Origin of the sequence: Nocardioides sp. HDW12B, assembly GCF_011299595.1 — a bacterium.
Classification (GTDB): Bacteria; Actinomycetota; Actinomycetes; order Propionibacteriales; family Nocardioidaceae; genus Marmoricola_A.
The window spans coordinates 3993762-4018570 of record NZ_CP049867.1 but is presented as its reverse complement, the minus strand read 5'-3'; the positions used below and the strand labels follow the sequence as shown (position 1 = coordinate 4018570).

General features: G+C 73.8%; 28 protein-coding genes. 17 read left to right on the top strand and 11 right to left on the bottom strand.

Annotation, left to right across the window (positions count from 1 at the left end):
* Positions 1-5 precede the first annotated feature (5 nt).
* Positions 6-1313, top strand: a complete 1308-nt coding sequence (locus G7072_RS18830) for a cytochrome P450 (protein ID WP_166089113.1) — start codon at positions 6-8, stop codon at positions 1311-1313.
* A gap of 98 nt (positions 1314-1411) precedes the next feature.
* Here G7072_RS18830 and mmuM read toward each other — a convergent pair whose 3' ends face one another.
* Both mmuM and G7072_RS18820 read right to left on the bottom strand, forming a co-directional pair.
* A complete protein-coding gene (mmuM, locus tag G7072_RS18825; RefSeq protein ID WP_240917054.1) occupies positions 1412-2368 on the bottom strand; it encodes a homocysteine S-methyltransferase in 957 nt (318 codons plus the stop codon).
* Positions 2369-2387: 19 nt separating this feature from the next.
* Positions 2388-3566 (bottom strand): zinc-binding dehydrogenase, encoded by a 1179-nt coding sequence (locus tag G7072_RS18820; protein WP_166089110.1) that lies wholly within the window; start codon positions 3564-3566, stop codon positions 2388-2390.
* A gap of 58 nt (positions 3567-3624) precedes the next feature.
* On the opposite strand from G7072_RS18820, the gene G7072_RS18815 reads away from it, so the two are divergent.
* Positions 3625-4224 carry an HAD family acid phosphatase gene (locus G7072_RS18815; RefSeq protein ID WP_166089109.1) on the top strand — a complete coding sequence of 200 codons (600 nt, stop codon included), beginning with the start codon at positions 3625-3627 and terminating at the stop codon, positions 4222-4224.
* 28 nt (positions 4225-4252) lie between these two features.
* Here the strand turns inward: G7072_RS18815 and G7072_RS18810 are convergent, their stop codons facing one another.
* On the bottom strand, positions 4253-5044 hold the full coding sequence (locus G7072_RS18810) for an SDR family oxidoreductase (protein ID WP_206063211.1): 792 nt from the start codon (positions 5042-5044) through the stop codon (positions 4253-4255).
* 91 nt (positions 5045-5135) lie between these two features.
* On the opposite strand from G7072_RS18810, the gene G7072_RS18805 reads away from it, so the two are divergent.
* Positions 5136-6008 carry an alpha/beta fold hydrolase gene (locus tag G7072_RS18805; RefSeq protein WP_166089105.1) on the top strand — a complete coding sequence of 291 codons (873 nt, stop codon included), beginning with the start codon at positions 5136-5138 and terminating at the stop codon, positions 6006-6008.
* Positions 6009-6037: 29 nt separating this feature from the next.
* Here G7072_RS18805 and G7072_RS19890 read toward each other — a convergent pair whose 3' ends face one another.
* Together G7072_RS19890 and G7072_RS18795 are read right to left on the bottom strand one after the other, a co-directional pair.
* Positions 6038-6409 (bottom strand): hypothetical protein, encoded by a 372-nt coding sequence (locus tag G7072_RS19890; RefSeq protein ID WP_206063210.1) that lies wholly within the window; start codon positions 6407-6409, stop codon positions 6038-6040.
* Positions 6406-7317: a bile acid:sodium symporter family protein gene (locus G7072_RS18795; protein ID WP_166089102.1), complete on the bottom strand. Its 912-nt coding sequence runs from the start codon at positions 7315-7317 to the stop codon at positions 6406-6408. The genes G7072_RS19890 and G7072_RS18795 overlap by 4 nt, the downstream gene beginning before the upstream one ends.
* Positions 7318-7568: 251 nt before the next feature.
* Between G7072_RS18795 and G7072_RS18790 the strand changes: the two genes are divergently transcribed.
* The 7 genes from G7072_RS18790 (at position 7569) to G7072_RS18760 (ending at position 13875) form a co-directional block, all read left to right on the top strand.
* On the top strand, positions 7569-8237 hold the full coding sequence (locus G7072_RS18790) for an HAD-IA family hydrolase (RefSeq protein ID WP_166089100.1): 669 nt from the start codon (positions 7569-7571) through the stop codon (positions 8235-8237).
* A complete protein-coding gene (locus tag G7072_RS18785) occupies positions 8234-9538 on the top strand; it encodes a sedoheptulose 7-phosphate cyclase (protein WP_206063209.1) in 1305 nt (434 codons plus the stop codon). Before G7072_RS18790 ends, G7072_RS18785 begins: the two co-directional genes overlap by 4 nt.
* On the top strand, positions 9528-10376 hold the full coding sequence (locus G7072_RS18780; protein ID WP_166089098.1) for a class I SAM-dependent methyltransferase: 849 nt from the start codon (positions 9528-9530) through the stop codon (positions 10374-10376). The genes G7072_RS18785 and G7072_RS18780 overlap by 11 nt, the downstream gene beginning before the upstream one ends.
* A 1-nt stretch (position 10377) precedes the next feature.
* Complete coding sequence (locus G7072_RS18775) at positions 10378-11718, top strand: hypothetical protein (RefSeq protein WP_206063208.1); 1341 nt, start codon at positions 10378-10380, stop codon at positions 11716-11718.
* A 1-nt stretch (position 11719) separates the two neighbouring features.
* Positions 11720-12853 carry a D-alanine--D-alanine ligase gene (locus tag G7072_RS18770; protein ID WP_166089096.1) on the top strand — a complete coding sequence of 378 codons (1134 nt, stop codon included), beginning with the start codon at positions 11720-11722 and terminating at the stop codon, positions 12851-12853.
* Positions 12850-13623, top strand: coding sequence for a TauD/TfdA family dioxygenase (locus tag G7072_RS18765; protein ID WP_206063207.1), 774 nt, complete (start codon positions 12850-12852; stop codon positions 13621-13623). The genes G7072_RS18770 and G7072_RS18765 overlap by 4 nt, the downstream gene beginning before the upstream one ends.
* An 81-nt stretch (positions 13624-13704) precedes the next feature.
* Entirely contained in the window at positions 13705-13875 is a 171-nt protein-coding gene (locus G7072_RS18760) for a hypothetical protein (RefSeq protein WP_166089094.1), read from the top strand.
* Positions 13876-13923: 48 nt separating this feature from the next.
* On the opposite strand, the gene G7072_RS18755 is transcribed toward G7072_RS18760, so the two are convergent.
* From G7072_RS18755 to G7072_RS18740, 4 genes are all read right to left on the bottom strand, one after another.
* Complete coding sequence (locus G7072_RS18755; protein ID WP_166089092.1) at positions 13924-14829, bottom strand: dihydropteroate synthase; 906 nt, start codon at positions 14827-14829, stop codon at positions 13924-13926.
* Positions 14826-15566, bottom strand: coding sequence for a dihydrofolate reductase family protein (locus G7072_RS18750; protein ID WP_240917310.1), 741 nt, complete (start codon positions 15564-15566; stop codon positions 14826-14828). Before G7072_RS18750 ends, G7072_RS18755 begins: the two co-directional genes overlap by 4 nt.
* A 41-nt stretch (positions 15567-15607) precedes the next feature.
* Complete coding sequence (locus G7072_RS18745) at positions 15608-16870, bottom strand: solute carrier family 23 protein (RefSeq protein WP_166089087.1); 1263 nt, start codon at positions 16868-16870, stop codon at positions 15608-15610.
* A 215-nt stretch (positions 16871-17085) separates the two neighbouring features.
* Complete coding sequence (locus G7072_RS18740; RefSeq protein WP_166089083.1) at positions 17086-18003, bottom strand: ornithine cyclodeaminase family protein; 918 nt, start codon at positions 18001-18003, stop codon at positions 17086-17088.
* Between the two features lie 201 nt (positions 18004-18204).
* On the opposite strand from G7072_RS18740, the gene G7072_RS18735 reads away from it, so the two are divergent.
* Positions 18205-18567, top strand: coding sequence for a VOC family protein (locus tag G7072_RS18735; RefSeq protein WP_166089081.1), 363 nt, complete (start codon positions 18205-18207; stop codon positions 18565-18567).
* A gap of 42 nt (positions 18568-18609) precedes the next feature.
* Here G7072_RS18735 and G7072_RS18730 read toward each other — a convergent pair whose 3' ends face one another.
* Entirely contained in the window at positions 18610-19323 is a 714-nt protein-coding gene (locus G7072_RS18730; protein WP_166089079.1) for an alpha/beta hydrolase, read from the bottom strand.
* Between the two features lie 146 nt (positions 19324-19469).
* Here G7072_RS18730 and G7072_RS18725 point away from each other — a divergent pair, with 146 nt between their 5' ends.
* The 6 genes from G7072_RS18725 (at position 19470) to G7072_RS18700 (ending at position 24224) form a co-directional block, all read left to right on the top strand.
* The gene (locus tag G7072_RS18725) at positions 19470-20438 is read left to right on the top strand and encodes a WYL domain-containing protein (RefSeq protein ID WP_240917053.1); all 969 of its coding nucleotides are present in this window, start codon (positions 19470-19472) and stop codon (positions 20436-20438) included.
* A gap of 10 nt (positions 20439-20448) precedes the next feature.
* Positions 20449-21003 (top strand): DUF309 domain-containing protein, encoded by a 555-nt coding sequence (locus tag G7072_RS18720; protein WP_166089077.1) that lies wholly within the window; start codon positions 20449-20451, stop codon positions 21001-21003.
* 423 nt (positions 21004-21426) lie between these two features.
* Entirely contained in the window at positions 21427-22173 is a 747-nt protein-coding gene (locus G7072_RS18715) for a sulfite exporter TauE/SafE family protein (protein WP_166089075.1), read from the top strand.
* Between the two features lie 215 nt (positions 22174-22388).
* The gene (locus G7072_RS18710) at positions 22389-23339 is read left to right on the top strand and encodes an iron-containing redox enzyme family protein (protein ID WP_166089073.1); all 951 of its coding nucleotides are present in this window, start codon (positions 22389-22391) and stop codon (positions 23337-23339) included.
* Positions 23332-23589 (top strand): CDGSH iron-sulfur domain-containing protein, encoded by a 258-nt coding sequence (locus G7072_RS18705; RefSeq protein WP_166089071.1) that lies wholly within the window; start codon positions 23332-23334, stop codon positions 23587-23589. The genes G7072_RS18710 and G7072_RS18705 overlap by 8 nt, the downstream gene beginning before the upstream one ends.
* The gene (locus G7072_RS18700) at positions 23586-24224 is read left to right on the top strand and encodes a class I SAM-dependent methyltransferase (RefSeq protein WP_240917052.1); all 639 of its coding nucleotides are present in this window, start codon (positions 23586-23588) and stop codon (positions 24222-24224) included. Before G7072_RS18705 ends, G7072_RS18700 begins: the two co-directional genes overlap by 4 nt.
* Before the next feature lie 120 nt (positions 24225-24344).
* On the opposite strand, the gene G7072_RS18695 is transcribed toward G7072_RS18700, so the two are convergent.
* On the bottom strand, positions 24345-24809 hold the full coding sequence (locus tag G7072_RS18695; RefSeq protein ID WP_166089069.1) for a hypothetical protein: 465 nt from the start codon (positions 24807-24809) through the stop codon (positions 24345-24347).

Below are 24809 nucleotides of genomic sequence, written 5' to 3'. Positions count from 1 at the left end.
CGGACATGATCGCAACGGTGCGCCAGACCGCCAGGTGGGCGCTGTCCCACGGACTCCCGAGCGTCGTGATGCGGCGCCAGGCCGCGCGTGGCGACATCCAGGGGCGACTCGTGTCCCAGGGCCGGGGCATGAACACCGACGCTGTCGCGGCGATCGCGGCGGAGGTGCGGGCCGACGGTCCGCTGCACCGCAGCCACTTCGCGCACATCACGGCCTCCCTGCCGACGGTCAAGGAGGTGCTCACCAGCAACGACTTCCGCACCGGGGTGTTCGACCCGGGCGACGGGCTGCTGGGCAGGATCGGGCGCTGGGCCGAGGAGCCGGGCCGGCTCGGACCCCTGACCCCGCCCTCGCTGCTGGTCACCGAGCCGCCGGACCACACCCGCTACCGCAAGCTCGTGACGCGCGTCTTCACCGCCCGAGCCGTCGAGGGGCTCCGGGTGCGCACCCAGGAGATCGCCGACGAGCTGCTCGACGAGCTCGCCGCGTCGGAGGGCCCGGTCGACCTGGTCTCGGCGTACTGCTCGCGACTGCCGGTGACCGTCATCGCGGAGATCCTCGGCGTCCCGCCCGCGGACCACGACCGCGTGCTGGAGTTCGGCACCGCGGCGGCGCCCAGCCTCGACCTCGGGCTGACGCGCTCGGAGTTCCGGCATGTCGAGCGCGGGCTCGGGGAGTTCCAGACCTGGCTGGCGGCCCACCTGGCGCACCTGCGCGACCACCCGGGCGAGGACCTGATGAGCCAGCTGGTGCGGGTCCGTGACGAGGGCCAGGGGCTCAGCGACGAGGAGCTGATGGCCACCGCCGGGCTGGTGCTCGCCGCCGGCTTCGAGACGACGGTGAACCTGCTCGGCAACGGCATCGCGCTGCTCCTCGCCCACCCCGACCAGCGGGCGCGGCTGGTCGAGGACCCGTCGTTGTGGTCCAACGCGGTCGACGAGGTTCTGCGGCTGGACCCGCCGGTGCTGCTCACCGGCCGGTTGTGCGTGCGCGACACCGAGGTGGCGGGCCAGCCGGTCCCCCGCGGCTCGGTGGTCACGACGCTGCTGGCCGGCGCCAACCGCGACCCCGACGTCTTCGAGGACGCCGACCGCTTCGACGTGGCCCGCCCCAACGCCCGCGACCACGTCTCGTTCTCGGCCGGTCGTCACTTCTGCCTCGGTGCGGCGCTGGCCCGCATGGAGGGCGAGGTGGGTCTGCGGTCGCTGCTCGAGCGCTACCCCGACCTCGAGCTGCTGCCCGGTGCGCAACGCCGCTCCACTCGCATCCTGCGCGGCTACGCCGAGCTGCCGGCCCGCCTCACACCCCCCTGAAACAGGGCAAGTCGGGCTGCCGGTTTCACTAGGTACCCAGTGAAACTGGCGCTTCCCGAGCGAAGTTTCGTCAGGGAAGCGCCGGTTTCGCTAGGTACCTAGTGAAACCGACGCCGGACGTACGACGCGAGGGGGGCGATGTCGGACGGGCCGACCCGGCAGCAGCCGCCGACCAGGCGGGCGCCGGCGTCGAGCCAGCCGTCCACCCCGCCGATGCCGCCGATGTCCCACGAGCCCGGGCCCACCCAGGAACGGGCGTCGCTGTCCCAGGACTCCCCGCGGTTGGGGTAGGCCACGCCCGGCTTCCCGGTCACGTCGTACGCCGTGCGCAGGGCCGCCGGAACCTCGCCGGCGTCGGAGCAGTTGACCCCGACCGCGACCACGGCGGGGCTGCCGACCGCCACCGCGAACGCGTCGGCCAGCGGCTGACCGGCCCGGGTCCGACCGTCGGCGACGGCGAAGGACAGCCACGCCGGCAGCCCGAGCTCGTCGAGCAGCGGCACCAGCACCTCCGCCTCCTGCTGGTCGGGGATGGTCTCGACGGCCAGCAGGTCGGGCCCGGCCGCGGCCAGCAGCTCGAGCCGGGGCGCGTGGAAGTCGCGCAGCGCCGCGTCGCTGAGCCCGTAGCGGCCGGTGTACTCCGAGCCGTCGGCCAGCACCGCGCCGTACGGCCCGACGGAGGCGGCCACGAGCAGGTCCCCCGACGATCCCGACGGGCCGTCCGCGACGCATGCCTCGTCGCGCGCCCTCCGGGCCAGCTCCACGCTGCGGGTGACGAGCCGCTCGGCCGCGGCCCGGTCCAGGCCCGCCGCGACGAGGCCCGGCACGCTGGCCTGGTACGACGCCGCCGTGGCGACCTGGGCGCCCGCGGCGAAGTAGGCGGCGTGCACGGCCACGATCTCGTCGGGGTCCTCGGCCAGCAGGCGGGCCGTCCAGAGCTCGCCGCTCAGATCATTGCCCCGGTCCTCCAGGGCGTTCGAGAGGCCGCCGTCGAGGACGAGGACCTCGCTCAGGCGGCCGGCCAGCGAGGGGACAGCAGCGGTCGGGATGCTCACCCTCCGACGGTAGACCGGGTCAGGGCGTCCCGACCGCGGTGCCCTGCTGGGCGGGATCGATGAGGATCTTGGCGTGCCGCTCGGGGTTGCCCAGCGCCGCGAAGGCGCCGTCCACGCCGCCGAGCCCGACGGTCCCGGTCAGCAGCACCCGCGCGGTCTCGGCCGGCACCGACCCGGAGGCCAGCATCTGCAGGGTGTCGTGGAACTCGCGCGGGGTGTAGGCCAGCACGAAGCGCAGGTCGATCTCCTTGTTGATGGCGATCGCGGGCCGGATGGTGTCGGCCTGCATGGTCACGCCGACGACGACGACGCGGCTGGCCAGCGGCGCCCGCGCGACGATGTCGTCGATGATGCCGGGCACCCCGACGCACTCGAAGACGACCGGTCCCTGCGGCAGGGCACCGGCGAGCTCCGCTGCGTGCATGACGTGCCACCACGGCACCAGCGGCAGCGCGCGCAGCTTGTCCATCGAGCCGACGGCGAGGTCGAACATCTGCGCCGCCTCGGTGACGTAGCGGCTGGTGTCGTAGGCGGTCCACGGGTCGTCGGTGGCGGGGTCGACCACCACGTCGGCCCCGACCGCCTCGGCCATCGCCCGCCGTGCTGCCGAGAAGTCGCTGGCCACCACGGTGCGCACCCCGGTGGCCTTGAGCATCGCGATCACGGCGAGCCCGATCGGGCCGCAGCCGACCACGACGGCGACCTGCTTGCGCCCCACCTCTCCGCGGCGTACGGCGTGCAGGGCGACCGCCATGGGCTCGGTCAGTGCTGCGACGTCGGTCGGCAGGTCGTCGGGGACCTTCATGGCCAGCGACGACTCGACGACGACCTGCTCGGCGTACGCCCCGGGCGCGAAGCGCGACAGCCCGGTGGGGTGCACGCCTCCCGCGCCGCGCACGATCGGCATCGCCACCACGCGGTCGCCGACCTTCGCACCGCCGCGCGACCCACGCGCCACGTCGATCACCTCGCCGACGAACTCGTGGCCCATGACGACCTCGTCGTCGGGCCCCATCACGCCGTCGTAGCCGGTGGCGCGCGCCGCCTCGCGCAGCTCCTCGGCGTGGTGGCGGGCGTGGAGGTCGGAGCCGCAGATGCCGCAGCGCAGCACCCGCAGCAGCAGCTGTCCCCGGTCGGGGCTGGGGTCGGGGACCTCGCGGACGGTGAGCTCGGACTGGTGGCAGACGACGGCCTTCATGCGGCGATCCTGCCGGAACCACGGGTGGGGGCGGACCGGACCGGTGAGACTGGTGCGCATGAGGACCTCGGACTCACCGCGCCCCGCCCTGCTCGCCCTGACGGCGGCTCTGGTCGCCTGCCTCGTCGGCACCGTCGTCGCCGTCGTCGGCGTCGTCGGCGTCGCCCCGGCCCACGCCGCCCTTCCCAGCAAGGCGACCTGGACCCGCGATGTCAGCGAGGCGATGACCGGCTCCCACCGCTACCTCGAGCGTCGGGCGGCGGCCAGCACCCGGGGCACCCGGCTGGCGATCAACCTCGACATCGACAACACCGCGCTGGCCAGCCACTACGACTCCGGCCAGGCCACCGTGCGCGTGCTGCGCTTCGCCCGCAAGGCGCGCAGCCTCGGCATCGCGGTCCTCTTCAACACCGCGCGGGCGCAGTCGGACACCGCCCGCACCGCGCGCAACCTCGCTCGCGCCGGCTACGTCGTCGACGGCATCTGCGGACGTCGCAGCGGCGAGAAGGTCGTCGAGAGCAAGCAGCGGTGCCGCCACGACTTCGTGGTGGCCGGCTACACGATCGTCGCCAACGTCGGCAACCGGTCCACCGATCTCGTCGGTGGCGACTACGAGCGCGCCTACCGCCTCCCGAGCTACGGCGACCAGCTGAGCTGATTCGGCCCGTGCCTGCGCGCCGCGCAGGTCAGTGCTGGGCGATCCTCCGGTTGACCGCGCGGGTCAGCCACGACGGCGAGAAGCGCGCCCCGAGGGCGAGCGCCCGCGCCGGCGTCCCGACGGCGAAGTGCACCTGGTGCAACGCCCGGTTGGCCGCGGTCGGGTGGACCGCCTGCCAGATCCGCGCGACGACGTCGTCGGTGGTGAGGTTGACGCCCATGCTCGTCGTCGAGCCGGTGACCAGGTTGTCGGTCATCGCGGTCTGCACGTAGAGCGGCCAGATGTCGACGACGCGGATGTCGTGGCGCTTCCACTCGATGTCGAGGCCCTCGGTGAGGCCGCGGACGAAGAACTTCGTGGCGCTGTAGTTCGACAGCCCTGCCTGGCCGTAGATCGACGAGGCCGAGGCCATGTTGACCACGGTCGCGCCGGTCGTGCGCTTGAGGTGCGGGAAGGCCGCGTGGAGCCCGTGCACGACACCCTTGACGTTGATGTCGATCTCGCGGACGTGCGCCTCGAGCTCGATCTCCTCGAAGGGCTCGCCCAGCAGGATGCCGGCGTTGTTGAGCAGCACGTCGAGCCGTCCGGTCTCGGCGGCGAGGGCGTCGATGCGCTCCTTGAACTGCGCGGCGTCGCGGACGTCGAGGGTGCCGGTCACGACGCGTCCGGGCAGCCGGTCGGCGTCGTCGAGGAGGCTCTTCAGCCCGGCCTCGTCGACGTCGAAGGCGCCGACGGTCCAGCCCTCGGAGGCGAATCGGAGGGCGGCGGCGCGGCCGATGCCGGCGGCGGCGCCCGAGATGGCGATGGTCTTGGTGGTCACCCGGGCGATCCTGGCACGGCTGCTGTCAGTCGCGCCGTGAGTTGGCCCACTCGCCGACGGTGGTGGCCGACACGCTGCGAGGATGCCCGTCATGACGGCCAGTGCGGGCACCCCGGGACGGATCACGACGTACGAGCACGACGGGCTGCGGTTCGACGTACGCGACGAGGGGCCGCTCGACGGCGACGTCGTCGTGCTGCTGCACGGCTTCCCGGAGCGGTCCACGTCGTGGCGCGACGTCGTCCCGGCGCTGCACGCCGCGGGTCTCCGGACGATCGCGCCGGACCAGCGCGGCTACTCGCCCGGCGCCCGCCCGCGGCGGCGCCGCGCCTACCGCTCCGCCCTGCTGACCGCTGACGTCGCGGCGCTCGTCGAGCGCATCGGCGGCCCGGTCCACCTCGTCGGGCACGACTGGGGCGCCGCGATCGCCTGGTCGGTGACGACCGCGCGGCCCGACCTGGTGCGCACCCTGACCGCGTTCTCCGTGCCGCACCCGACGGCCTACCTGCGGGCGATGGCGACCACGCGCCAGGCCCGGGACTCCTGGTACATGTACTTCTTCCAGCTGCCCCGGCTGCCCGAGCGCACGTTGTCGCGGCGCGGTGGGCGCGGCGAGCGGTGGCTCGCCGACGGCGGGCTGACCCCGGCGGACCTCGAGCGCTTCCGCACCGAGATCGTGGAGTACGGCGCCCTCCGCGGCGGCCTGGGGTGGTACCGCGCGATGCTCATGCTCGACCGGTCGCAGCTGGGCCGCAAGGTCAGGGTGCCGACGACGATGGTGTGGAGCGACCAGGACGCCGCCATCTCACGCCCCGGCGTCGACCTCTGCGCCCGGTACGTCGACGCGCCGTACGAGCTCGTCGTGCTCGAGGGCGTCGACCACTGGATCCCCACCCACGCCCCCCGGGCCGCGGTCGACGCGATCCTGGCCCGGACCGGCCGTCCCTCGGCCGGCGCCGCCTGAGGTCCGCACCTCACCCACCCGCCACCACCTCAGCAGGTGTCGCAGGCCGCCCGGTCCGAGCGGCGCCGGGTCAGCGTCTGACCCAGACCCATGAGCCAGCAGGTGGGGCAGCCGCGCCAGGCGACGACCGCCGGCACCAGGGCGAGCAGCGCCCAGGGGTGGTCCTGGGCCGACACGACGGCGAAGGCCACGAGGACGAGCCCGAGCAGCCCGCGGACCACGTGCTCGGTCAGCGTGCGGCTGGCGAACAGCTCCAGCGTCGGGTCGGGGGCCGTCGAGGAGCCGGCCGCCCGGGGGTCGGTCGTCCCGAGGTCGGTTGCCCGGAGGTCGGTCGCCCGGAGGTCGGTCGCCGGGAGGTCGGTCGGGGCGCCGGCGCGCACCGGCGTACGGGTCTCGCTCATGTCCGGGGTTCGCCGGCCGACGACTCGTGGACGGGTCCGGCGTCCCGGTCGGGCCGCGCGTGACCGCGGGTGACGAGGAAGCCGAAGGCCGTGGCCAGCACGTACATCAGCACCGAGTAGACCGCGCTCGGGATCGCCACCTCCGTGCTGTCGAGCACCGACAGCGCGATGGTGAGGGCCACGGTCGTGTTGTGGATGCCGACCTCCATCGAGCTGGCGATCGCCTGCGGGCGTCCCAGCCGGAGCAGCCGCGCGACGCCGTACCCGAGGCTGAGGCTGATCAGGCAGAACAGCCCCGTCACCAGGCCCACCTGCTGCAGGTAGCCGCCGAGGTTCTCGCGCTCCCCGAGCAGCGCCCCGACGGCGACCACCACGAGCACCGTGATGGAGAAGATCCGCACCGGCCGGTCCGCCCGCGCCGCGAACGCCTCCGAGCGCCGGCGCACGAGCATGCCGATCGCCACCGGCACCAGCACGATCGCGATGACCTGGAGGACCTTGCCGACCTGCAGACCGAGCTCGCCCTCGGCACCGAAGTGGCTGATGGCGAGGTTCGTGATGAGGGGGATCGAGACCGCGGCCAGCACCGAGTTGATGGCGGTCAGCGTGATGTTGAGGGCCACGTCGCCGCGGAAGAGGTGGCTGAAGAGGTTGGCGGTGGTGCCGCCCGGGGATGCGGCCAGCAGCATCACCCCGACCGCCAGCAGCGGGTCGAGGTCGAAGCTGATGACGAGGCCGAAGGCGACCACCGGCAGCACCAGCACCTGGAGCACCAGCGCGACCACGACCGCCTTCGGGCTCCGGGCGACGCGACGGAAGTCCGCAGGCGTGAGCGACAGCCCGAGGCCGAACATGATGATCGCCAGCGCGATCGGCAGGCCGACGCTGATGAGGGGTGAGTCGTTCACCGGCTGCTCCCTCCGGGGGTCGGGTCAGTGGCCACAGTGAACCACCGCCGTCTCAGCACGTGAGCAGTTCTGGGGCCAATTCCTTCACGCTCCGCTTGCCGCGAGGGACATAACGGACAGGTCTGGAAATCTCCGACGTCTCGCCTGCAAGTCTCTTGAGGTCGGCCCACCCGCCGGCCACCGCAGACCTCGGCGTCGACCCGTCGCCGACCCAGATTCGCGCCCTCGGGGGCGCAGAAACGGAACGTGTCGTGCCTGCTCTTCTCCTCGGATCCATCAGCACCGTCGTCGACACCTCGGAGCTCCAGCGCGAGTCCTTCAACCGTGCGTTCGAGCAGCACGGCCTGGACTGGCGCTGGGAGCGCGAGGAGTACGCCGACCTCCTCGGCGGTAACGGCGGCGCCGACCGCGTCGCCGACTACGCCGCCCAGCGAGGCGAGGACGTCGACGCCGCAGCCGTCCACGCGACCAAGTCGCAGCTGTTCCAGGACGCCCTGCGCTCGGCGGACCTCACGCCGCGCGACGGCGTGGTCGAGACCGTCCGCGACGCTCGCGCCGAGGGCTTCAAGGTCGCCCTGGTGACGACCACCTCGCGGGAGAACCTCGACGCGCTCGCCGCCGCCGTGTCCGCCACCCTGCCCTTCGACGAGGTGTTCGACCTCGTGGTCGACAGCTCCCAGGTCAGCACGCCGAAGCCCGACGGCTCGGCGTACCGGCACGCGCTGGAGGCGCTCGAGGAGGACAGCGAGCACGCCGTCGCCGTCGAGGACAACGTCGGCGGGGTGAGCGCGGCCCGTGCCGCGGGCGTGCCCTGCGTGGCGTTCCCCAACCAGAACACCGCCGGGCACGACTTCGACGGGGCCGCCGGCCGCGTCGACGAGCTCGGTCTCGCCGCCCTCCGCACCCTGGCCGGACGGTGATCGAGGTGAATGCGAGCCACACCCCCCTCGCGAGCCTGACCAGCTCCGACACCGGCTTCCGCGTCCAGGCCTACGAGAAGATCGAGTACTCCCTCGACTACGTCGCCGATGTCTTCGACCCTCGCAGCAGCGAGCTGGCCGACGTCTTCTCCCGCCAGGCCCGCTGCCTGATGGTGGTCGACGAGAACGTCTTCGCGCTCCACGGCGACCGGGCCCGGGCCTACTTCGCCCACCACGGCATCGAGCTGACCGTGCTCGAGGTCCACATCGCCGAGACCGCGAAGACCCTGCGCACCGTCGAGCAGATCGTCGACGCCTTCGCCGACTTCGGCCTGCGCCGCAAGGAGCAGGTCCTGGTCGTCGGCGGCGGGCTGACCACCGACGTCGCCGGGTTCGCCTGCGCGGCCTACAAGCGCAGCACCGGTTACGTCCGCATCCCGACGACGCTCATCGGCCTCATCGACGCGAGCGTGTCGATCAAGGTCGGCGCCAACCACGGCCCGCACAAGAACCGGCTCGGCGCCTACCACGCGTCCTCGAAGGTCTTCCTCGACTTCTCGATGCTGCGCACCCTCCCGATCGACCAGGTCCGCAACGGCATCGCGGAGATCATCAAGATCGCGACGGTCAGCAACCTCGGCATCTTCGAGCGCCTCGAGAAGTACGGCGAGGAGCTGCTCGCGACCGCCTTCGGGCACGCGGACGGCGCCGAGCACCTCCGCGAGGTCGCCGGCTCGATCACCTACGACGCGATCCGCACGATGCTCGAGCTCGAGGTGCCGAACCTCCACGAGCTCGACCTCGACCGGGTCATCGCCTACGGCCACACCTGGAGCCCGACGCTGGAGCTCACGCCCGCTCCGCACTACTTCCACGGCCACGCCATCAGCGTCGACATGGCCTACTCCGCCACGCTGGCGGCCCGCCGCGGCTACCTCTCGCCGGCCGACCGCGACCGGGTGCTCGGTCTCTTCAGCCGTCTCGGCCTCACGGTGGACAGCCCGTGGTTCACCCCCGAGCTGCTCGAGCGGTCCACGGCCTCGATCCTGGCCACCCGCGACGGCCTGCTCCGTGCGGCCGTCCCGCGGCCGATCGGCACCTGCCACTTCGTCAGCGACATCGACGTCGACGAGCTGGTCGACACGCTGCGCGAGCACAAGGAGCTGTGCGCTGCCCTCCCCCGCGGCGGTGCCGGCGTCGACGCCTTCATCGCGCTCGAGGAGTCGACGGTCGAGGTGCCCGCTGCCGGGCACGGCTCGGTCCCGGCCCAGGCCGGCGTCCCGGTCCGCGATGTCGGCTGACACCGACCTGACCGGACCGCTCGGGGGTCCGGCCCCGACGTCGTCGCGCGCCCCGGTCGGCGGGGCGCGACCCGTCACCCCCGTCGGCATCGTGGCCGACCTGCTGGGCTCGGTGGCCCGGCAGGTGGCCGACGTGCCCGGCGTACCGCTCGAGGCCCGCGCCGACCTCGCCCGCGCCCGGGCGATCGCGGCCGGGCTCGAGGGGTACGTCGAGCAGCAGACCTCGCCCCCGTCGGCGGCGCTGGCCGCCCTGGAGGAGCGCACCCGTGCCGAACCCTGGGAGGGGAATCTCGAGGCCGAGATGCTGTCCGGCCACGTCGAGGGTGCGTTCCTCCAGATGCTCGTGCGGGTGAGCCGGTCCCGGCAGGTGCTGGAGGTCGGCATGTTCACCGGCTACGCCGCGCTCGCGATGGCCGAGGCGCTGCCCGAGGGCGGGCGGGTCGTGGCCTGCGAGCTGGACCCCGGCGTCGCGGCCCTCGCCCGGGACTGCTTCGCCGCTTCCCCCGTCGGCGACCGGGTGCAGGTCGAGGTCGGACCGGCGAGCGAGACGCTGGCGCGCCTGGCCGAGCAGGGCGAGACCTTCGACCTCGTGTTCCTCGACGCCGACAAGCCGGGGTACGCCGGCTACCTCGACCTCCTGCTCGACCGCGGGCTCCTGCACCCCGAGGGGTTGCTGTGCGTCGACAACACGCTGCTCCAGGGTGAGCCCTGGTCGGAGGCCTCCTCGCCCAACGGCCGCGCCGTCACCGCCTTCAACGAGCAGCTGCGCGACGACCCGCGCGTGGAGCAGGTCGTGGTGCCGCTGCGCGACGGGGTCACGCTCGCCCGGAGGGTGTGAGGTGGCCGCCCCCGACGTCTCGTCGGACGGTGCGCTGCGCCGGCTGGCGCGTGCGGGCCGCACGGTCGGCGCGGTCGCCCTGCTGCAGGCCACGCTGCCGGTGAACCTCGCCCTGGTCGGCGCTGCGCGGTTGCGTCCCTCCCGTCCACCGGTGCCGCCCGACCCGCGTCGCCGTACGGTCCTGGTCAGCGGCGGCAAGATGACCAAGGCGCTGGCGCTGGCTCGCCACTTCCACGCCGCGGGTCACCGGGTGGTGATGGTGGAGACCGCCCGCTACCGCTGGACCGGGCACCGCTTCTCCCGCGCCGTCGACGCGTTCCACGTCGTGCCCGACACCAGCTCCCCCGACTACGCCGACGCGCTGCTGCGGGTCGTCAAGGAGGAGGGGGTCGACGTCTACGTGCCGGTCTGCAGCCCGGCCGCCAGCCTGCCCGACGCCGAGGCAGGGGCGTTGCTCTCGGGCCACTGCGAGGTGGTGCACCTCGACGCCGGTGATTTGTGTCAGGTCGACGACAAGCAGGCGTTCTCCGCGATGGCCGCCGGGCTCGGGCTGCCCGTGCCGGAGACGCACCGGATCACCGATCCCCAGCAGGTGCTGGACTTCGACTTCGCCGCCACCGGGCTCACCTACGTCCTCAAGTCGATCCCCTACGACCCGGTGCGCCGCCTCGACCTGACGCCGCTGCCCCGGCCCACCCCGGCGGAGACCGAGACGTTCGTGCGGTCGCTGCCGATCAGCGAGGACCATCCGTGGATCCTTCAGGAGCTGCTCGTCGGGACCGAGTACTGCACGCACGGCACCGTCCGCGACGGCCGGCTCCAGGTCTACGTCTGCTGCGCCAGCTCCCCCTGGCAGCTGACCTACGAGCAGGTCGACAAACCGCAGATCCGGGAGTGGGTGGAGCGGTTCGTCGCCGCCGGCGGCTGGACCGGCCAGCTGTCCTTCGACTTCATCGAGGGTGCCGACGGGGTCGCCCGCGCCATCGAGTGCAACCCCCGCACCCACTCCGCGATCACCCTGCTGCACGACCACCCCGGGGTGTCCGCCGCCTACCTCGACGACGACGCCCCGCTGGTCGAGCCGCCGCTCGGCGGGCGGCCGACGTACTGGCTCCACCACGAGCTGTGGCAGTCGCTGCGCCACCCGCGCACGGCCCCCGGCCGGCTGCGCACCGTGCGGCGTGGTGTCGACGCCGTCCTGGACCGCGACGACCCGCTGCCGTTCCTGGCCCTGCACCACGTGCACGTGCCGTCGCTGCTGCTCGGCAACCTGCGGCGCGGACGTCCGTGGCAGAAGGTCGACCTCAACATCGGCAAGCTCGTGGAGCCGGGGGGCGACTGAGGTGCCGCTGACCGTGCTGCACCTCGTCGGGTCCGCGGAGAGCGAGCTGCTGGCCGACGTCTCGCTGCTCTACGCCCGTGGCTGCCTCGACGCGCTCCGGGCGAGGGCGCTGCCGGACGTCCTGCCCGGCGCCGACGCCTACGAGCACGTGGTCGCGCACGTCTCGCCCGACGGCCGCTGGCGCTTCCCGCGCGACCTCGACGTGGAGTCGGTCGCGGCGGCGCCGAGCTGCACGCTGGCCGAGGCGGTCCGGCGCATCACCGCGCTGGCGCCCGACGTCGCCGTCCCCCAGATGTTCTGCCGCCCCGGGATGACGCGCTACCGCGCCCTGCTCGAGCTCCTCGAGGTCCCGATGCTGGGCAACCGCGCCGAGGTGATGGCGATCGGCGCCGACAAGGCGCTGGCCCGCGCCGTCGTCGCCGCCGGCGGCGTCCGGGTGCCGGCGGGGGTGGTGGTGCGTCCCGGGGAGCCGGTGACGCTCGAGGGTCGCGCGCCGCAGGGCGCCGTGGTGGTCAAGCCCGTCGACGCCGACAACTCGCTGGGCGTGACGCTCGTGCCGGACGCCGCCGCCCCCGGCGCCCTGGAGGCAGCGGTGGCCGAGGCGTGCCGCCACTCCCCGCGCGCGCTCGTCGAGACGTACGTCGAGCTCGGTCGCGAGGTGCGCTGCGGCGTCGTCGACGTCGAGGGCGAGCTGGTGTGCATGCCGCTGGAGGAGTACGCCGTCGACCCGGTCGGCAAGCCGGTGCGCGACCACGCCGACAAGCTGAGGCGCGACGACACCGGCGACCTGGGCCTGGTGGCCAAGGACGCCGAGCACGCGTGGATCGTGGACCCCGACGACCCGGTCGTCGCGGCCGTGCACGCCGCAGCGCGAGCGGCGTACGACGCCCTGGGGTGCCGTCACTACGGGCTCTTCGACTTCCGCGTCGACCCCGACGGGAACCCCTGGTTCCTCGAGGCCAGCCTCTACTGCTCCTACGCGCCGAGCAGCGTGCTCGTGGTGATGGCCGAGGCCGCGGGCCTGCCGCTCGCGCGGCTGTTCCGGCTCGCCGTCGACGACGTCCTCGCCCCTCGGCCCACCGTTCCCCCCGCCCGGACCGCCCCCTCCCCTTCCGCCCGAGAGGTGACCCCATGACCCTGCTGACCACCGAGACCCTCGACCCCGTCGGCGTCGTGGTCCGCGACGTCGACCTGGCGTGGGTCGACGACGCCCAGGTGGACGCCCTGCGGGTGCTCCTCGGGCAGCACGGCGTCGTGGTGGTGCCCGAGCAGACCCTCGACGACGCCGCCTTCGTGGCGCTGCTGGAGCGCTTCGGGACGCTGACCTTCACCACCGGCGAGACGCCGCTCGAGGGGCACCCGGACCTCAACGTCATCAGCAACGTGGGGCGCACGACTCCTCCGAGGAGCTCGTTCCACGTCGACACCAGCTACGTCGTGACGCCTCCGGCGTACACCGCGCTGCGCGCCGTGACCGTGCCCGAGCAGGGCGGCGCCACGCAGTTCAGCAACCAGTACCGCGCCTTCGACACCCTGCCCGCCGAGCTGCGCAAGCGGCTCGCCGGTCGCACCATCCGCCACGTCGTGACCGGCGTCGAGCTCGGGCCCGACGACGAGTCCGAGGCCGAGCACCCGGTGTTCCGCCCGCACCCGGTGACGGGCCGCACGGCGCTCTACCTGACGACGCCGGCGCGGTGCGCCTCGGTCACCGGGCTCGACCCGATCGAGTCGGAGGAGGTCGTGGCCCAGCTCTTCGAGCACTCCACCCGGCCCGCCAACGTGCTCGACCACCGGTGGAGCCCCGGCGACGTCGTGATGTGGGACAACGGCTGCGTCATGCACCGCGCCGACCACTCCGGCGTCGTCGGCGACCGCGTCATGCACCGCGGCATGGTCCTCGGCTGATCACCCTCCCCGTCCGCCCGGCGGGCAGTGCAGGGCGGGCGAAAGCCCTCGCTCGAGCGCACCGGCTGGGACAGTGGGCGCATGAGGAACGTCGTCATCGCCGTCGTCGTGGGAGCCCTGGTGTTCCTCGGGCTCATGATCGGTGCCGATGGCGACGCCGGTCAGGTGGAGCTGGTGCTGTTCCTGCTGCTGTCGGCTCTCGGTGGCGTGCTGGCGGTCGTCCTCACCCGGCGTGGCGGCTCCGCCCCGTAGACCTGCCGACGCACTCAGGCGCGGTGCCCCGCACATGCTCGAGCGCGGTCAGGACGCGGCGAACACCCGCATCGCGGTGAGGACTGCGTCGACGCGCGTCACCTCGTGGGTGCGGTAGATGCCGGTCCGCCCGAGGTGCGCGAGCACGGCGAAGTAGCCCTCCGCGGTGCGCACCTCCTCCCCGAAGACGTCCATCGCGGCGGGCAGCGCGTGGCAGATCGGTGCCCCGAGGTGACGCAGGCGGAAGGTCTGCAGCAGCGAGGTGGCCTGGTAGCGCGCCCGGTCGACCGGGTCGGGCAGCCAGGAGAAGCCGAAGCCGAGGCCGGGGTCGATCGCCACCGAGGTGACACCGGCGGAGCGGGCGGTCTCGAGGCGGCGCGCGAACTGCTCCTCCATCGCCGGGAACGGGTCCTGCGCCACCGGGTTCCGCGAGGGGTCGTGGAGCTCGCGCGCGTTGTCGCCGACGATGTGGCACAGCACGACGGACGCGTCGTGGGCGGCGGCGAGGCCGAACATCTCCTCGTCGTCGACGGACCCGGTGAGGTTGAGCACCACCGCGCCGGCCTCGAGGCAGCGCCGCACCACCGAGGGGTGGTAGCTCTCGACGGAGACCGCGACACCCGCGGCGGCGAGGTCCTCGATGACCGGCACCAGGCGACGGGTCTGCTCGTCGGCCGCCACGCGGTCGGCGGTGTCGACGACCGACTCGGCCCCGACGTCGACGAGCCCGGCACCCTGGGCAGCCAGCACGGTCCCGCGCCGGACGGCCGCCTCACGGGTGGCGGCGACGCTCTCGCGGTACCACGAGTCGCGCGAGAGGTTCACCACGCCCATCAGCAGCGGCGTGGCGTCGGTGTCGTGGGCGGTGCCGCCCACGACGAACGGCGCCACCTCGTGGTCGAGGTGCTCACCGTGCTCCTCGACGAGGGCGGCGAGCTCCCGCAGGCCGATCACCGGGTGCCACCGCGCAGGTAACGGGTCATGAGGACGCCCTCCTCGGTGAGCACGTGGGCGAGCTCGAAGCGGGAGGCGTCGTCGAGCATGTCGGTCCGGGGGGTGTTCTCCGAGCCGACGAGGAGCGGCGCGAAGGTCAGGTCGGCCTCGTCGAGCAGGTCGGCGGCGGCCGCGTCCCGCAGCAGCGACGGCCCTCCCTCGCACACGATGCGCCACAGTCCCCGTTCGGCGAGGCGCTCGACGACCCAGCCGACGTCGACGGTGTCGCCGTCGGCCTGCACGACGTCGCACCGCTCACGCACCGCCGCCAGACGGTCGGGGTCGGGGTCGGCGGTGGTGAAGACGATCGGTCGCACCGTCGAGGCGGTGAACCCGTCGTCGTCCAGCGGCAGCTTCAGCGAGCCGGACACCACCGCGATCACCGGCGCCGGGGCCTGGCCGGCAGCCGCGCGTCGAGCCGCGTCCTCCTCGGACGCCTTCGACGGTCCGTACTCCTCCGCCGCGAGCGTCCCGCCGCCCACCAGCACGACGTCCGCGAAGCGACGTACGGCGGAGAAGACCGCACCGTCCGCGTCGCTCGAGATCGATCCGCTGAGCCCGTCCGCGCCGGCCGCGGCACCGTCGAGGGTGCACGACATCATCGCTCGCACCCAGGGCCGACCATCCCGTTCGGGCCACGGGTAGTGCTCGGGCAGGTCCTCGGTCGCGACAGGCCCGTGCACAGGCCCCAGGATCATCTCCACGGGCGCCACGGTAGCCACCGGGTGGTCGCCCGGCCTCAGGCGCGAGCGCCCCGCGCACGCTCGAGCGCGGTCATGCCGTGGAAGACCACCAGCGCGGCGACCGTGCCGAGCGCGATGCCGGTGACCATGACGTCGCCGGAGCTGAGCGTCAGGTTGCCGATGCCGACGACGAGCGCGACGGCAGCGGTGAACTGGTTGACCGGCTTCGAGAAGTCGACCCGGTTGTCGATCCAGATCTTCACGCCGACCACGCCGATGAGGCCGTAGAGGGCCACCGTCACGCCGCCGAGCACGCCCGCAGGGATGGTGTTGACGAGCGCGCCGAACTTCGGCGACAGGCTGAGGAGGATCGCCACGGCGCCCGCCACCCAGTACGCCGCGGTCGAGTAGACCCGGGTCGCCGCCATGACGCCGATGTTCTCGCCGTACGTCGTGGTGCCGGACCCGCCGCCCGCGCCGGCCAGGGTCGTGGCCAGCCCGTCGGCCAGCAGCGCCCGACCGGTGCGGGCGTTGACCTCGGGGTCGTCGGTGAGGTGGGCGACGGTGCGGACGTGGCCGACGTTCTCGGCGACGAGCACGAGCACGACCGGGAGAAACGCGGGCAGCACGCCCCAGCTGGGCTCGGGGGCGAAGAAGTCGGGCAGGCCGACCCACGCCGCGTCGCGGACGGCGGCTAGGTCGACGGCGCCGGCGAACGCCGCGAACACGTAGCCGACGACCACCCCCAGCAGAATCGACAGCCGCGCCGCCAGGCCCCGGAACACGACGGCGACGACGAGCAGCGCGACGAGGGTGACCAGCGCCGTCCAGGGGGCTGCCTGCACGTTAGAGGTCGCCGCACCCGAGAGGTTGAGCCCGATGAGGGCGACGATTGCGCCGGTGACGACGGGCGGCATGAGGGCGTCGATCCAGCCCGCGCCCGTGCTCGCGACCACCGCTCCGACCGCGGCGAGCAGCAGGCCGGTGACCAGCACCCCGAAGAGCGCGTTGCCCATCGAGCCGCTCGCGGTGGCGGCCGTGATGGGTGCGATGAAGGCGAAGGACGACCCCAGGTAGCTCGGCACCCGGTTGCCGGTGAGCACCAGGAACAGGATCGTGCCGACACCGGAGAAGAACAGCGTCGCGGTGGGCGGGAAGCCCGTCAGCACCGGCACCAGGAACGTCGCGCCGAACATCGCGACGACGTGCTGGGCGCCGAGACCGACGGTGCGCGGCCAGCTGAGCCGTTCACCGGGACGGACCACGGCGCCCTCGGTCACCGTGCGGCCGTCGTTGTGCAGGGTCCAGGAGAGCGGCATGGGAGTCATCCTCCCGGCAGGCCTCGCTGAACCCACCGCCGGGCCTCCGGTCAGCTGCCGCTCGCCCGCCCCGCAGATGCGTGGGAAAAGCACCTCACCCGGGCTCGCCAGGGTGCTTTTCCCACGCATCTGTCGGGTCGGGCGCCACAGAACCGAGGGAAAGGCACCTCGCTTCGGCCCCCGAGGGTGCGTGTCCCTCGGTTCTGCGCCCGCCGTCAAGTACGGCGAGCGTGGAGCTCGGCGGCTGCGACCACGAGGTCCTGCCAGGACATGCCGGTGCCCTTGAAGAGCCGCGGCCGCCCCTCGGGCAGGACGACGGCGCCGGTGACCACCTCACGCAGGGTCACCAGGTCGGCGACGTCGAGCACGCCGGCGTCGATCGGCAGCACGACGTCGCCGGCCTCCGCCAGCGCGCTGCGGCGTGACTCGACGACGACCGCGGAGCGACGTACGAGAACGTCGTCGGTCTCCCGGGCACCCGGGTGGTGCGAGCCGATCGCGACCACCACCGCGTCGTCGCGCACGAGGTCGCCGTCGAAGAGGGGCGTCGTCGCGGAGGTGCAGCAGCAGACCACGTCGGCCTCCGCCACCGCGGACACGTCACCGACGGCGGCTCCGAGCTCCTGGGCCAGCGCTGCGACCGTGTCCGGTGCCCGACCCACGAGGGTCACCGAGGCGAGGTCGTGCAGCGTCCGCAGGGTGGTGACGTGGGCCCGGGCCTGGGGCCCGGCGCCGAGCACGACGAGCCGGAGCGGACGGTCGTCGGAGCGGGGCAGCAGGTGGCGCACCGCCAGCGCGGAGACCGCCGAGGTCCGCAGGTCGGTGAGCGCGGCGCCGTCGACGAGCGCCGCGGGGCGCTGACCGGGGCCCTCGAAGAGCAGGTAGGCACCCTGGACCACCGGCAGGTCACGCTGCGGGTTGTCACCGGTCAGCGAGAGCAGCTTGACCCCCGAGACGTCGCCCAGTGTCGAGGGCATCAGCAGCAGCTCGCCCGCCGCCGTCGCGACCCGGCTCCGGGGCGGGTCGTCCTCCGGGTCGAAGCCGGAGCGCAGGGCGTCCTCGAGGGCGTCGACCGCGCCACGCGGCGTCAGCCGCAGCGCGTCGACGAGGGCCGGGCCGGTCGGGGTCTCCATGACGCCCCAGCGAACCACAGGACGCCCGGGGCCGGTCGACCCCGGAGCCCTCGCAGATGCGTGGGAAAAGCACCGCGCCGGCGGCCGCGAGGGTGCTTTTCCCACGCACCTGTCGTCGAGGTCCACGGCTCAGCGTCGGGAGGGCACGTCCACCAGCCCCAACGGACCCCGATCGTCCGGAACCGGGCCTAGCGTGCACCCATGGCCATCGCACGCTTCCCGACCATCGTCCTCGACTGCCCCGACGCCCAGGCCCTCGGCCGCTTCTACGGAGCGCTGCTCGACTGGGAGGTGAGCGACGGCGACGGCGGCCAGTGGGTCGAGGCCCGCTCCGACCACGGCCAGTCACTGTGCTTCCAGCCGGTCGAGGACTACCGCGCCCCGGTGTGGCCGGGCCAGGACGTGCCGCAGCAGATGCACCTCGACGTGGTCGTCGAGGACCTCGACACCGCCGAGGCCGAGGTGCTGGCCATCGGGGCCACCAAGCACGAGCACCAGCCGGGCACCACGTTCCGGGTCTTCCTCGACCCGGCCGGGCACCCGTTCTGCCTGTGCCTCAGCTGAACGCGCCCCTCGGCTGAACCTGTACCTCAGCCAGACCGGCCCCTAGCCGAGCCGGTCGGCGATCTCCGCGAGCACCTGCGCCAGCTCGGCGGGCCGGCTGAACATCGGCCAGTGACCGGAGTCGAGGTCGACCATCTCCAGCCGGGTGACCTGGGTCAGCTCGGGGAGGTCGCCGGCGTCGATCCACTCCTTCGCCTCGGCGGGCGTGTACTCCGGGCACACCAGCACCGTCGGTACGTCGTACCGGCGGGGGTCGGTGAGCCGGACGACGCCGTGCGCGACCTCGCCGGGGACCGGGATCGCCGCGGCGGCCACCCGCTCCTTGGTGGCGTCGTCGAGGTCGGCGGAGTCGGGGCCCTCGAAGGGCTCCCAGCCGGGGAAGGGCATGACGCCGTCGGTGAGGTCGAAGAAGGCGGCGTACTTCTCCCCGTCCGGCGACGGCCAGCCTCCGATCAGGGCCGTGCCGGCGACCTGGTCGACGCGGGCGTCGGCCGCGAGCCAGGCCAGCGAGCAGGCGGCGGAGTGGCCGACCACCAGCGGGCGACCCCCACCGGACTCCCCGCCGGACTGCACAGCGGCGTCGACGGCGGCGACCACCGCCGCGACCTGGTCGTCGAGCGTGGCCCCGGCGCGACCGTCCCCCTGGCCGGGCAGCGTGACGGGCCGGGCGCGGTGACCACGCTGCTCCAGCTCTCCGACGACGGCGTCCCAGGCGGACGCGTCCAGCCACAGTCCGGCAACGAGCACGATGTCCATGCGGTCCTCCACGTCTTCTCTCGACGCGCGGTCCGGATGCCCGGTCCCGCGCGGCCGGCCCGGTCGGGTCGCGGCGCGGCTCACGTTAGGCGAGGTTGCGGACGGATGCCTTCCGGTAGCCGCACCGCCGTGCCTAGCCTGCTCCCGTGGCCCCCACCGTGAGCAGCGACCTCAGCCCCACCGCCCGCGCGCTGCGCGCCCTCGAGCTGCTCCAGGCGCGGCCGGGCGTGACCGCCTCCGAGCTGGCCGAGCGGCTGGGCGTCACCGAGCGCGCGGCGCGCCGGTACGTCGCGATCCTGCGGGAGGCCGGGATCGAGGTCGAGTCGACCCGTGGGCCGTACGGCGGCTACCGGCTCGGGCGCGGCACCCGGCTGCCGCCCGTCTGGTTCACCCAGACCGAGGCGCTGAGCCTCGTGATGGCGGTCCTCGACAGCGGCCCCGGGGACGGCGAGGTCGGCCCGGCGCTGGACAAGGTGGTGCGGGCGCTGCCGGAGCGGGTGGGGCGCGAGGCCGCGACGCTGCGCGCCCATGCGGCGACCACGCCGGTGCGGCACCCGACGCGGCCCGACCCCGCCACCACGACCGCGCTGGTCGCCGCGGTCGCGGCCCGACGCCGGGTCCACCTGTCCTACCGCGCGGAGTCCGGCAGCGCCTGGGAGGTGGAGGTCGACCCCTGGGCGGTCGTCGTGCGCCACGGCCGGTGGTACCTGCTGTGCCACTCCCACCGCGCCGACGCGACCCGCACCTACCGGCTGGACCGGATCGGGTCGGTCGAGCAGCGCCCCGAGTCCTTCGAGCCACCCGAGGGGCTGGACCCGGTCGCGGCGCTCGAGACCAACCTCGGCTCCGGCTGGGAGTTCACCACCCGGGTGCGCTTCGCGGCCCCGCTCGAGGTGGTGGCGCCGTGGATCCGGTCGCCGATGGGCCGGCTCGTGGCCGACGACGGGCCCGATGGCCCCTCGTGCGTGCTCACCGGCAGCACCGGCAACCCCGCGATGTACGCGCAGGAGTGGCTGGCCCAGGTGCCCGTCGCCTTCACCGTCGAGGAGGGCCCCGAGCTGCGCGAGGCGGTGCGGGTCGTCGCGGCCCGGTTCGCGGCCGCCACGGGTCCGTAGGGTGGGCGAGGTGGCACCCCCCGACGAGCAGACCGACGGCCCCAGCTCCGCCCCCGGCGCCGTCCCCGGCGCCGGCACCGGCACCGGCACGGACGCCGCCGCGGAGCCGGCGGCCGACCGCGACCGCAACGCGGCCGGTCGCGCCGAGCAGGCGCGACCGCGCGACCGGCTCGGCCGCCCCCTGGCGTACGGCGAGCCCGGGGTCGAGCCGATCTCCGAGGACCCCCGGTCGCCGGAGGACACGCTGACCTACGCCCGCGAGCTGCTCGACGTCGGCCGTCCCTTCCAGGCCCATGAGGCCCTCGAGGTGCGGTGGAAGTCCGGCCCGGAGGACGAGCGGGAGCTGTGGCAGGGCCTGGCGCAGCTCTGCGTCGGGCTGACCCACCACGAGCGCGGCAACGCGGTCGGTGCCTCCCGGCTCCTCGAGCGGGCGGCGGGCCGGCTGGCCTCCTACGGCGCGAGCGGCGGACCGACGTACGAGCTGGACCTGGGCGCCGTCGTGGCCTGCGCGCGGGCCCGGATCGGCAGCACGCCCAGCGGCGACCACCCTGACCAGGGTGGGTGACCGGCGCAACCGACGCGGGTGACCGGGGCGTCCCAGGGCGGCTGCCCGGGACCACGGGACGACGACGCGGACCGCGACGAGACGACGACGCGGACCACCCTCGGGACAGCAGGGAGCCCCGGTCAGACGGGGGAGGCTGACCGGGGCTCGAGAGAAGACTAGGACAGTCGTCCAAGAATTGGTGCGCGACTCGCGTGATCCGGATAAATCGGGGTACGTCCTCTCATGGTCGCCTGCACCACGCGACGGGCGGACGCGCGCAGGTGACCGGGGGCCCCGCCCACCACCATCGCGTGCGTGGGCGGGGTGAGGAGGAGGGCACGTTCTCCGATCCGGGTCCGCGCCACCGGCCCCGCGTCCCGAGGCACCCCCCGCGCCGCTAGCCTGCGATGGCGCACGATCTGGGCCGACAGGGGGACACGGGTGCCGCTGCTGCTGGGACTGGCCGCGGTGGTCGGCGTCCTCATCGGACTCGTCGGCGTCGGCGGGGTGCTGCTGCCTCCGGGGCTCATGTTCGTCGGAGGACTGACGGCGAGCGAGGCCGCCGCCACGAGCCTCTGGGTGTTCGGCTTCACCGGGGTCGTCGGCACGGTCGCCTACGCGCGGCGCGGCGTCGTGCCGTGGGCGATGGCCGGCTGGCTCAGCGCCGGGATCGCGCCGGGCGCCTTCCTCGGCGCACGGGCCAACGCCCTGCTGCCCGGCCCGCTGCTGGTGGCGGTCATGGCGGCCTTCACGATCGGAGTGGGCCTCCACCAGCTCCGGCGCCGGCGGCCGTCCGCGGAGCCCGGCGGCGCGACGGGTGAGTCGCGGCGAGGATCGACACTGGTCGCCCTCGGCGGGCTCGTCGGGTTCGGGTCGGCCCTCACCGGCACCGGCGGACCGGTGATCCTGGTGCCGCTGCTGCTCGTCCTGGCGGTGCCCCCGGTCCGGGCGGTGGCCGTCAGCCAGGTGGCCCAGCTGCCCGTGGTCGTCGCCGGTTCGGTCGGCTACCTCGACGCCGGGCTGACCGACGTACGCCTGGGGACCGGGCTGGGGCTGCTCGCCGCCACCGGCGCCCTCGTCGGCGCGGCGCTCGCCACCCGGGTGCGCGCCGAGCGGCTGCGCGCGATCGTTGCCGCGGCGTGCATCGGCGCGGGGCTGCTGCTGCTCGCGCGACTCGTCGTGGGGTGATCGCCGGGCCCCGCAGCAGCGGCTTCCAGCGCCCCGCCACCGTTGAGGGTGGGGCGCCGGCTTTCGTCGACGGCTAGCGTCGTCGGTGCGGGCGGCGGCTCCTCGCTGCACGGGCTGCACAGGGCTGCGTGCCGCTGCCCGGGCCGCCCGCACCCGTTACCTCCGGCCCTCCCGGGGTACCGGGTCGGCGACTCGAGCGAGAGGAGAGGACCGGGATGCTGATCCCCAAGCCCCGTGGGCCGTTGAGCGAGGTGCTCTTCGGGCTGATGAGCGGCGCGCGCGAAGACTGGGACCTGGTCGCCGACCTCGAGCCGGACGGCGCCGACGACGCCCACGTCGCCCTGTGGGCGATGTACGAGCTGCACCACCAGGGTCTCGACCACGCCCTCGAGTCGATGGAGTGGCACCCGCCCCTGCTCGCCGTACGCCGTCGGCTGGAGACCGCGTTCGAGGCCGAGCTGAGGTCCCGCGTCACCGCACCCACCGTGGGGGCCGACTTCGCCACCACCTTCTTCTCCTACGTCGCGGGCCACGACGGGCTGTCGCTCGCTGCGCACGTGCAGCGGCGTTGCGACCGCGAGCAGCTGCTCGAGCTGCTGCGCTGGCGCTCGGTCTACCACCTCAAGGAGTCCGACGCGACGGCCTGGGTCGTCCCGCGGCTCACCACGCGACCCAAGGCGGCGCTGTCGGCGGTGCTCTTCGACGAGTACGGCGCCGGCGACCCGAACCGGCTGCACGCCCACCTCTTCGCGCTGGGGATGTCCGCTGCCGGGCTGAGCGCGGAGTACGGCGCCTACGTCGACGACGCACCGGCCGAGATCCTCGAGCAGAACAACGCGATGTCGCTGTTCGGGCTGCACCGGCGGCTGCGCGGCGCCGCGCTGGGCCATCTCGCCGCCTTCGAGGCGACGAGCTCCATGCCCGCGCGCCGCATCGCCCAGGGCCTGGCGCGGCTCGGGATGCCGCAGGAGCTGGTGGACTACTACGACGAGCACGTGCTGGCCGACGCGGCGCACGAGCAGCAGGCTGTCCGCGACATCTGCGGACCACTGGTCGCGGACGAGCCGGCGTTGACCGACGACGTGTTCCTGGGCGCCTTCTCGTGCCTCGACCTCGAGGACCGGGTCGCCCGTCGAGCCCTGGCGGAGTGGGGCGTCGATGACTGAACCCGTCGTGCCGGCACCCTTCCCGCACGAGCGTGCGGTGGCGTGCCCCGCCGGCCCCCTGTTGCTGCGCGGCGCTCACCGGGTGCGCGACCCCGACGGCGCCGAGCACACCACGACCCGGCCGGTCTCGGCCGTCTGCCGCTGCGGCCACTCGGCGGTGCAGCCGTGGTGCGACGGCACCCACAAGGTGGCGAGGACCTTCGAGCCGACCGAGCCGTGGCACGAGCCGGTCGCGAGCGGGGACCGGTGACCACGACCTCGGTGCAGACCATGGCGTACGGCCCGCTCACCATCGCCTACGACCACCGCGTCCTCGAGCCCCGACCGTGGACCGTCGCGCAGTCGCACTGGGTGTCGGGACTGCTGCACGACGCCCCACCGGGCCCCGTGCTCGAGGTGTGCTCCGGCGCCGGCCACATCGGGCTGCTCGCGGTCCACGGCCACGCCCGGCCGCTGACGATGGTCGACCTCTCCCCGGTCGCGTGCTCGTTCGCCGAGGTCAACGCTCAGGGCGCCGGCATGCGTGAGCAGGTCACGGTCCGCTGCGGGCGGATGGACGAGGTGCTCGATCCCGAGGAGCGGTTCGCCGCGATCATCGCCGACCCGCCGTGGGTCGCCAGCGCCGACGTCCTCACCTTCCCCGAGGACCCCCGTCTGGCCATCGACGGGGGCGTCAGCGGCTTCGACCTCGTGCGGTCCTGCCTCCAGGTGATCGGGCAGCACCTCGCCCCTGCGGGCTTCGCCGTGCTCCAGGTCGGTCCGGACGACCAGGCCGACGAGGTGGCGGCACACGTCGACGCGCACCCCGCTCTCGATCTCCAGGTCGTCGAGACGCGCACCTTCGACCGCGGTGCACTCGTGCTGCTGCGGCGTCCCACCGCCTGATCCGCTGCCTCATCCGTCGAGGTGGCGGCCGGTGCGCCCGTTCGAACGGGCAGCTCGCCCGCCGACGAGGGGGTTCAGCCCCGAGAAACCGCCGAGCTGCCCGTCCGACCGGTCGGACGATCAGAAGCGTGCGCCGTCCTCACGGCAGGCCTTCTCGAAATCGTCGTACCCGCGTGCCAGCTCGCGCCGCATCGCCCCGAAGGAGTCCGAGACGCTCGAGGCGATGGCGTCCTCCAGTCCGAACTGGAGATGGATGAGGGCGAACGACTCCTCGGCGTTGGTCGGGTCGGTGCTGATCTCGAAGAGCTGCGACTCGACGGCCCGCAGGTCCTCGAGGTCGAGCGACGCGGTGCGTGGCCAGATCTCGGCGGCCCGGGTGCAGACCTCGGTCACGCTCAGGTTCTCGACCGGTTCGGCGGGGGTCGCGGGGTCCGACGGGTCCGAGGGGTCCGAGGGGTCCGAGGCGGAGGACGCGGAGGACGCGGAGGACCCTGTCGAGGACGGCGTGGCCCGGCCCTCGTCGGAGCACCCCGTCAACGTCGTGGCGACGGAGAGCAGCGCCGCCACCGCCCCCGGAGCTCTCAC

What these genes read in the sequence shown, in the direction of transcription:
- G7072_RS18830 (WP_166089113.1), top strand. Translation starts at nt 6, where the DNA reads ATGATCGCAACGGTGCGCCAGACCGCCAGGTGGGCGCTGTCCCACGGA.
- G7072_RS18820 (WP_166089110.1), bottom strand. Translation starts at nt 3,566, where the DNA reads ATGAAGGCCGTCGTCTGCCACCAGTCCGAGCTCACCGTCCGCGAGGTC.
- G7072_RS18815 (WP_166089109.1), top strand. Translation starts at nt 3,625, where the DNA reads ATGAGGACCTCGGACTCACCGCGCCCCGCCCTGCTCGCCCTGACGGCG.
- G7072_RS18805 (WP_166089105.1), top strand. Translation starts at nt 5,136, where the DNA reads ATGACGGCCAGTGCGGGCACCCCGGGACGGATCACGACGTACGAGCAC.
- G7072_RS19890 (WP_206063210.1), bottom strand. Translation starts at nt 6,409, where the DNA reads ATGAGCGAGACCCGTACGCCGGTGCGCGCCGGCGCCCCGACCGACCTC.
- G7072_RS18780 (WP_166089098.1), top strand. Translation starts at nt 9,528, where the DNA reads ATGTCGGCTGACACCGACCTGACCGGACCGCTCGGGGGTCCGGCCCCG.
- G7072_RS18765 (WP_206063207.1), top strand. Translation starts at nt 12,850, where the DNA reads ATGACCCTGCTGACCACCGAGACCCTCGACCCCGTCGGCGTCGTGGTC.
- G7072_RS18760 (WP_166089094.1), top strand. Translation starts at nt 13,705, where the DNA reads ATGAGGAACGTCGTCATCGCCGTCGTCGTGGGAGCCCTGGTGTTCCTC.
- G7072_RS18750 (WP_240917310.1), bottom strand. Translation starts at nt 15,566, where the DNA reads ATGATCCTGGGGCCTGTGCACGGGCCTGTCGCGACCGAGGACCTGCCC.
- G7072_RS18745 (WP_166089087.1), bottom strand. Translation starts at nt 16,870, where the DNA reads ATGCCGCTCTCCTGGACCCTGCACAACGACGGCCGCACGGTGACCGAG.
- G7072_RS18740 (WP_166089083.1), bottom strand. Translation starts at nt 18,003, where the DNA reads ATGGAGACCCCGACCGGCCCGGCCCTCGTCGACGCGCTGCGGCTGACG.
- G7072_RS18735 (WP_166089081.1), top strand. Translation starts at nt 18,205, where the DNA reads ATGGCCATCGCACGCTTCCCGACCATCGTCCTCGACTGCCCCGACGCC.
- G7072_RS18730 (WP_166089079.1), bottom strand. Translation starts at nt 19,323, where the DNA reads ATGGACATCGTGCTCGTTGCCGGACTGTGGCTGGACGCGTCCGCCTGG.
- G7072_RS18710 (WP_166089073.1), top strand. Translation starts at nt 22,389, where the DNA reads ATGCTGATCCCCAAGCCCCGTGGGCCGTTGAGCGAGGTGCTCTTCGGG.
- G7072_RS18705 (WP_166089071.1), top strand. Translation starts at nt 23,332, where the DNA reads ATGACTGAACCCGTCGTGCCGGCACCCTTCCCGCACGAGCGTGCGGTG.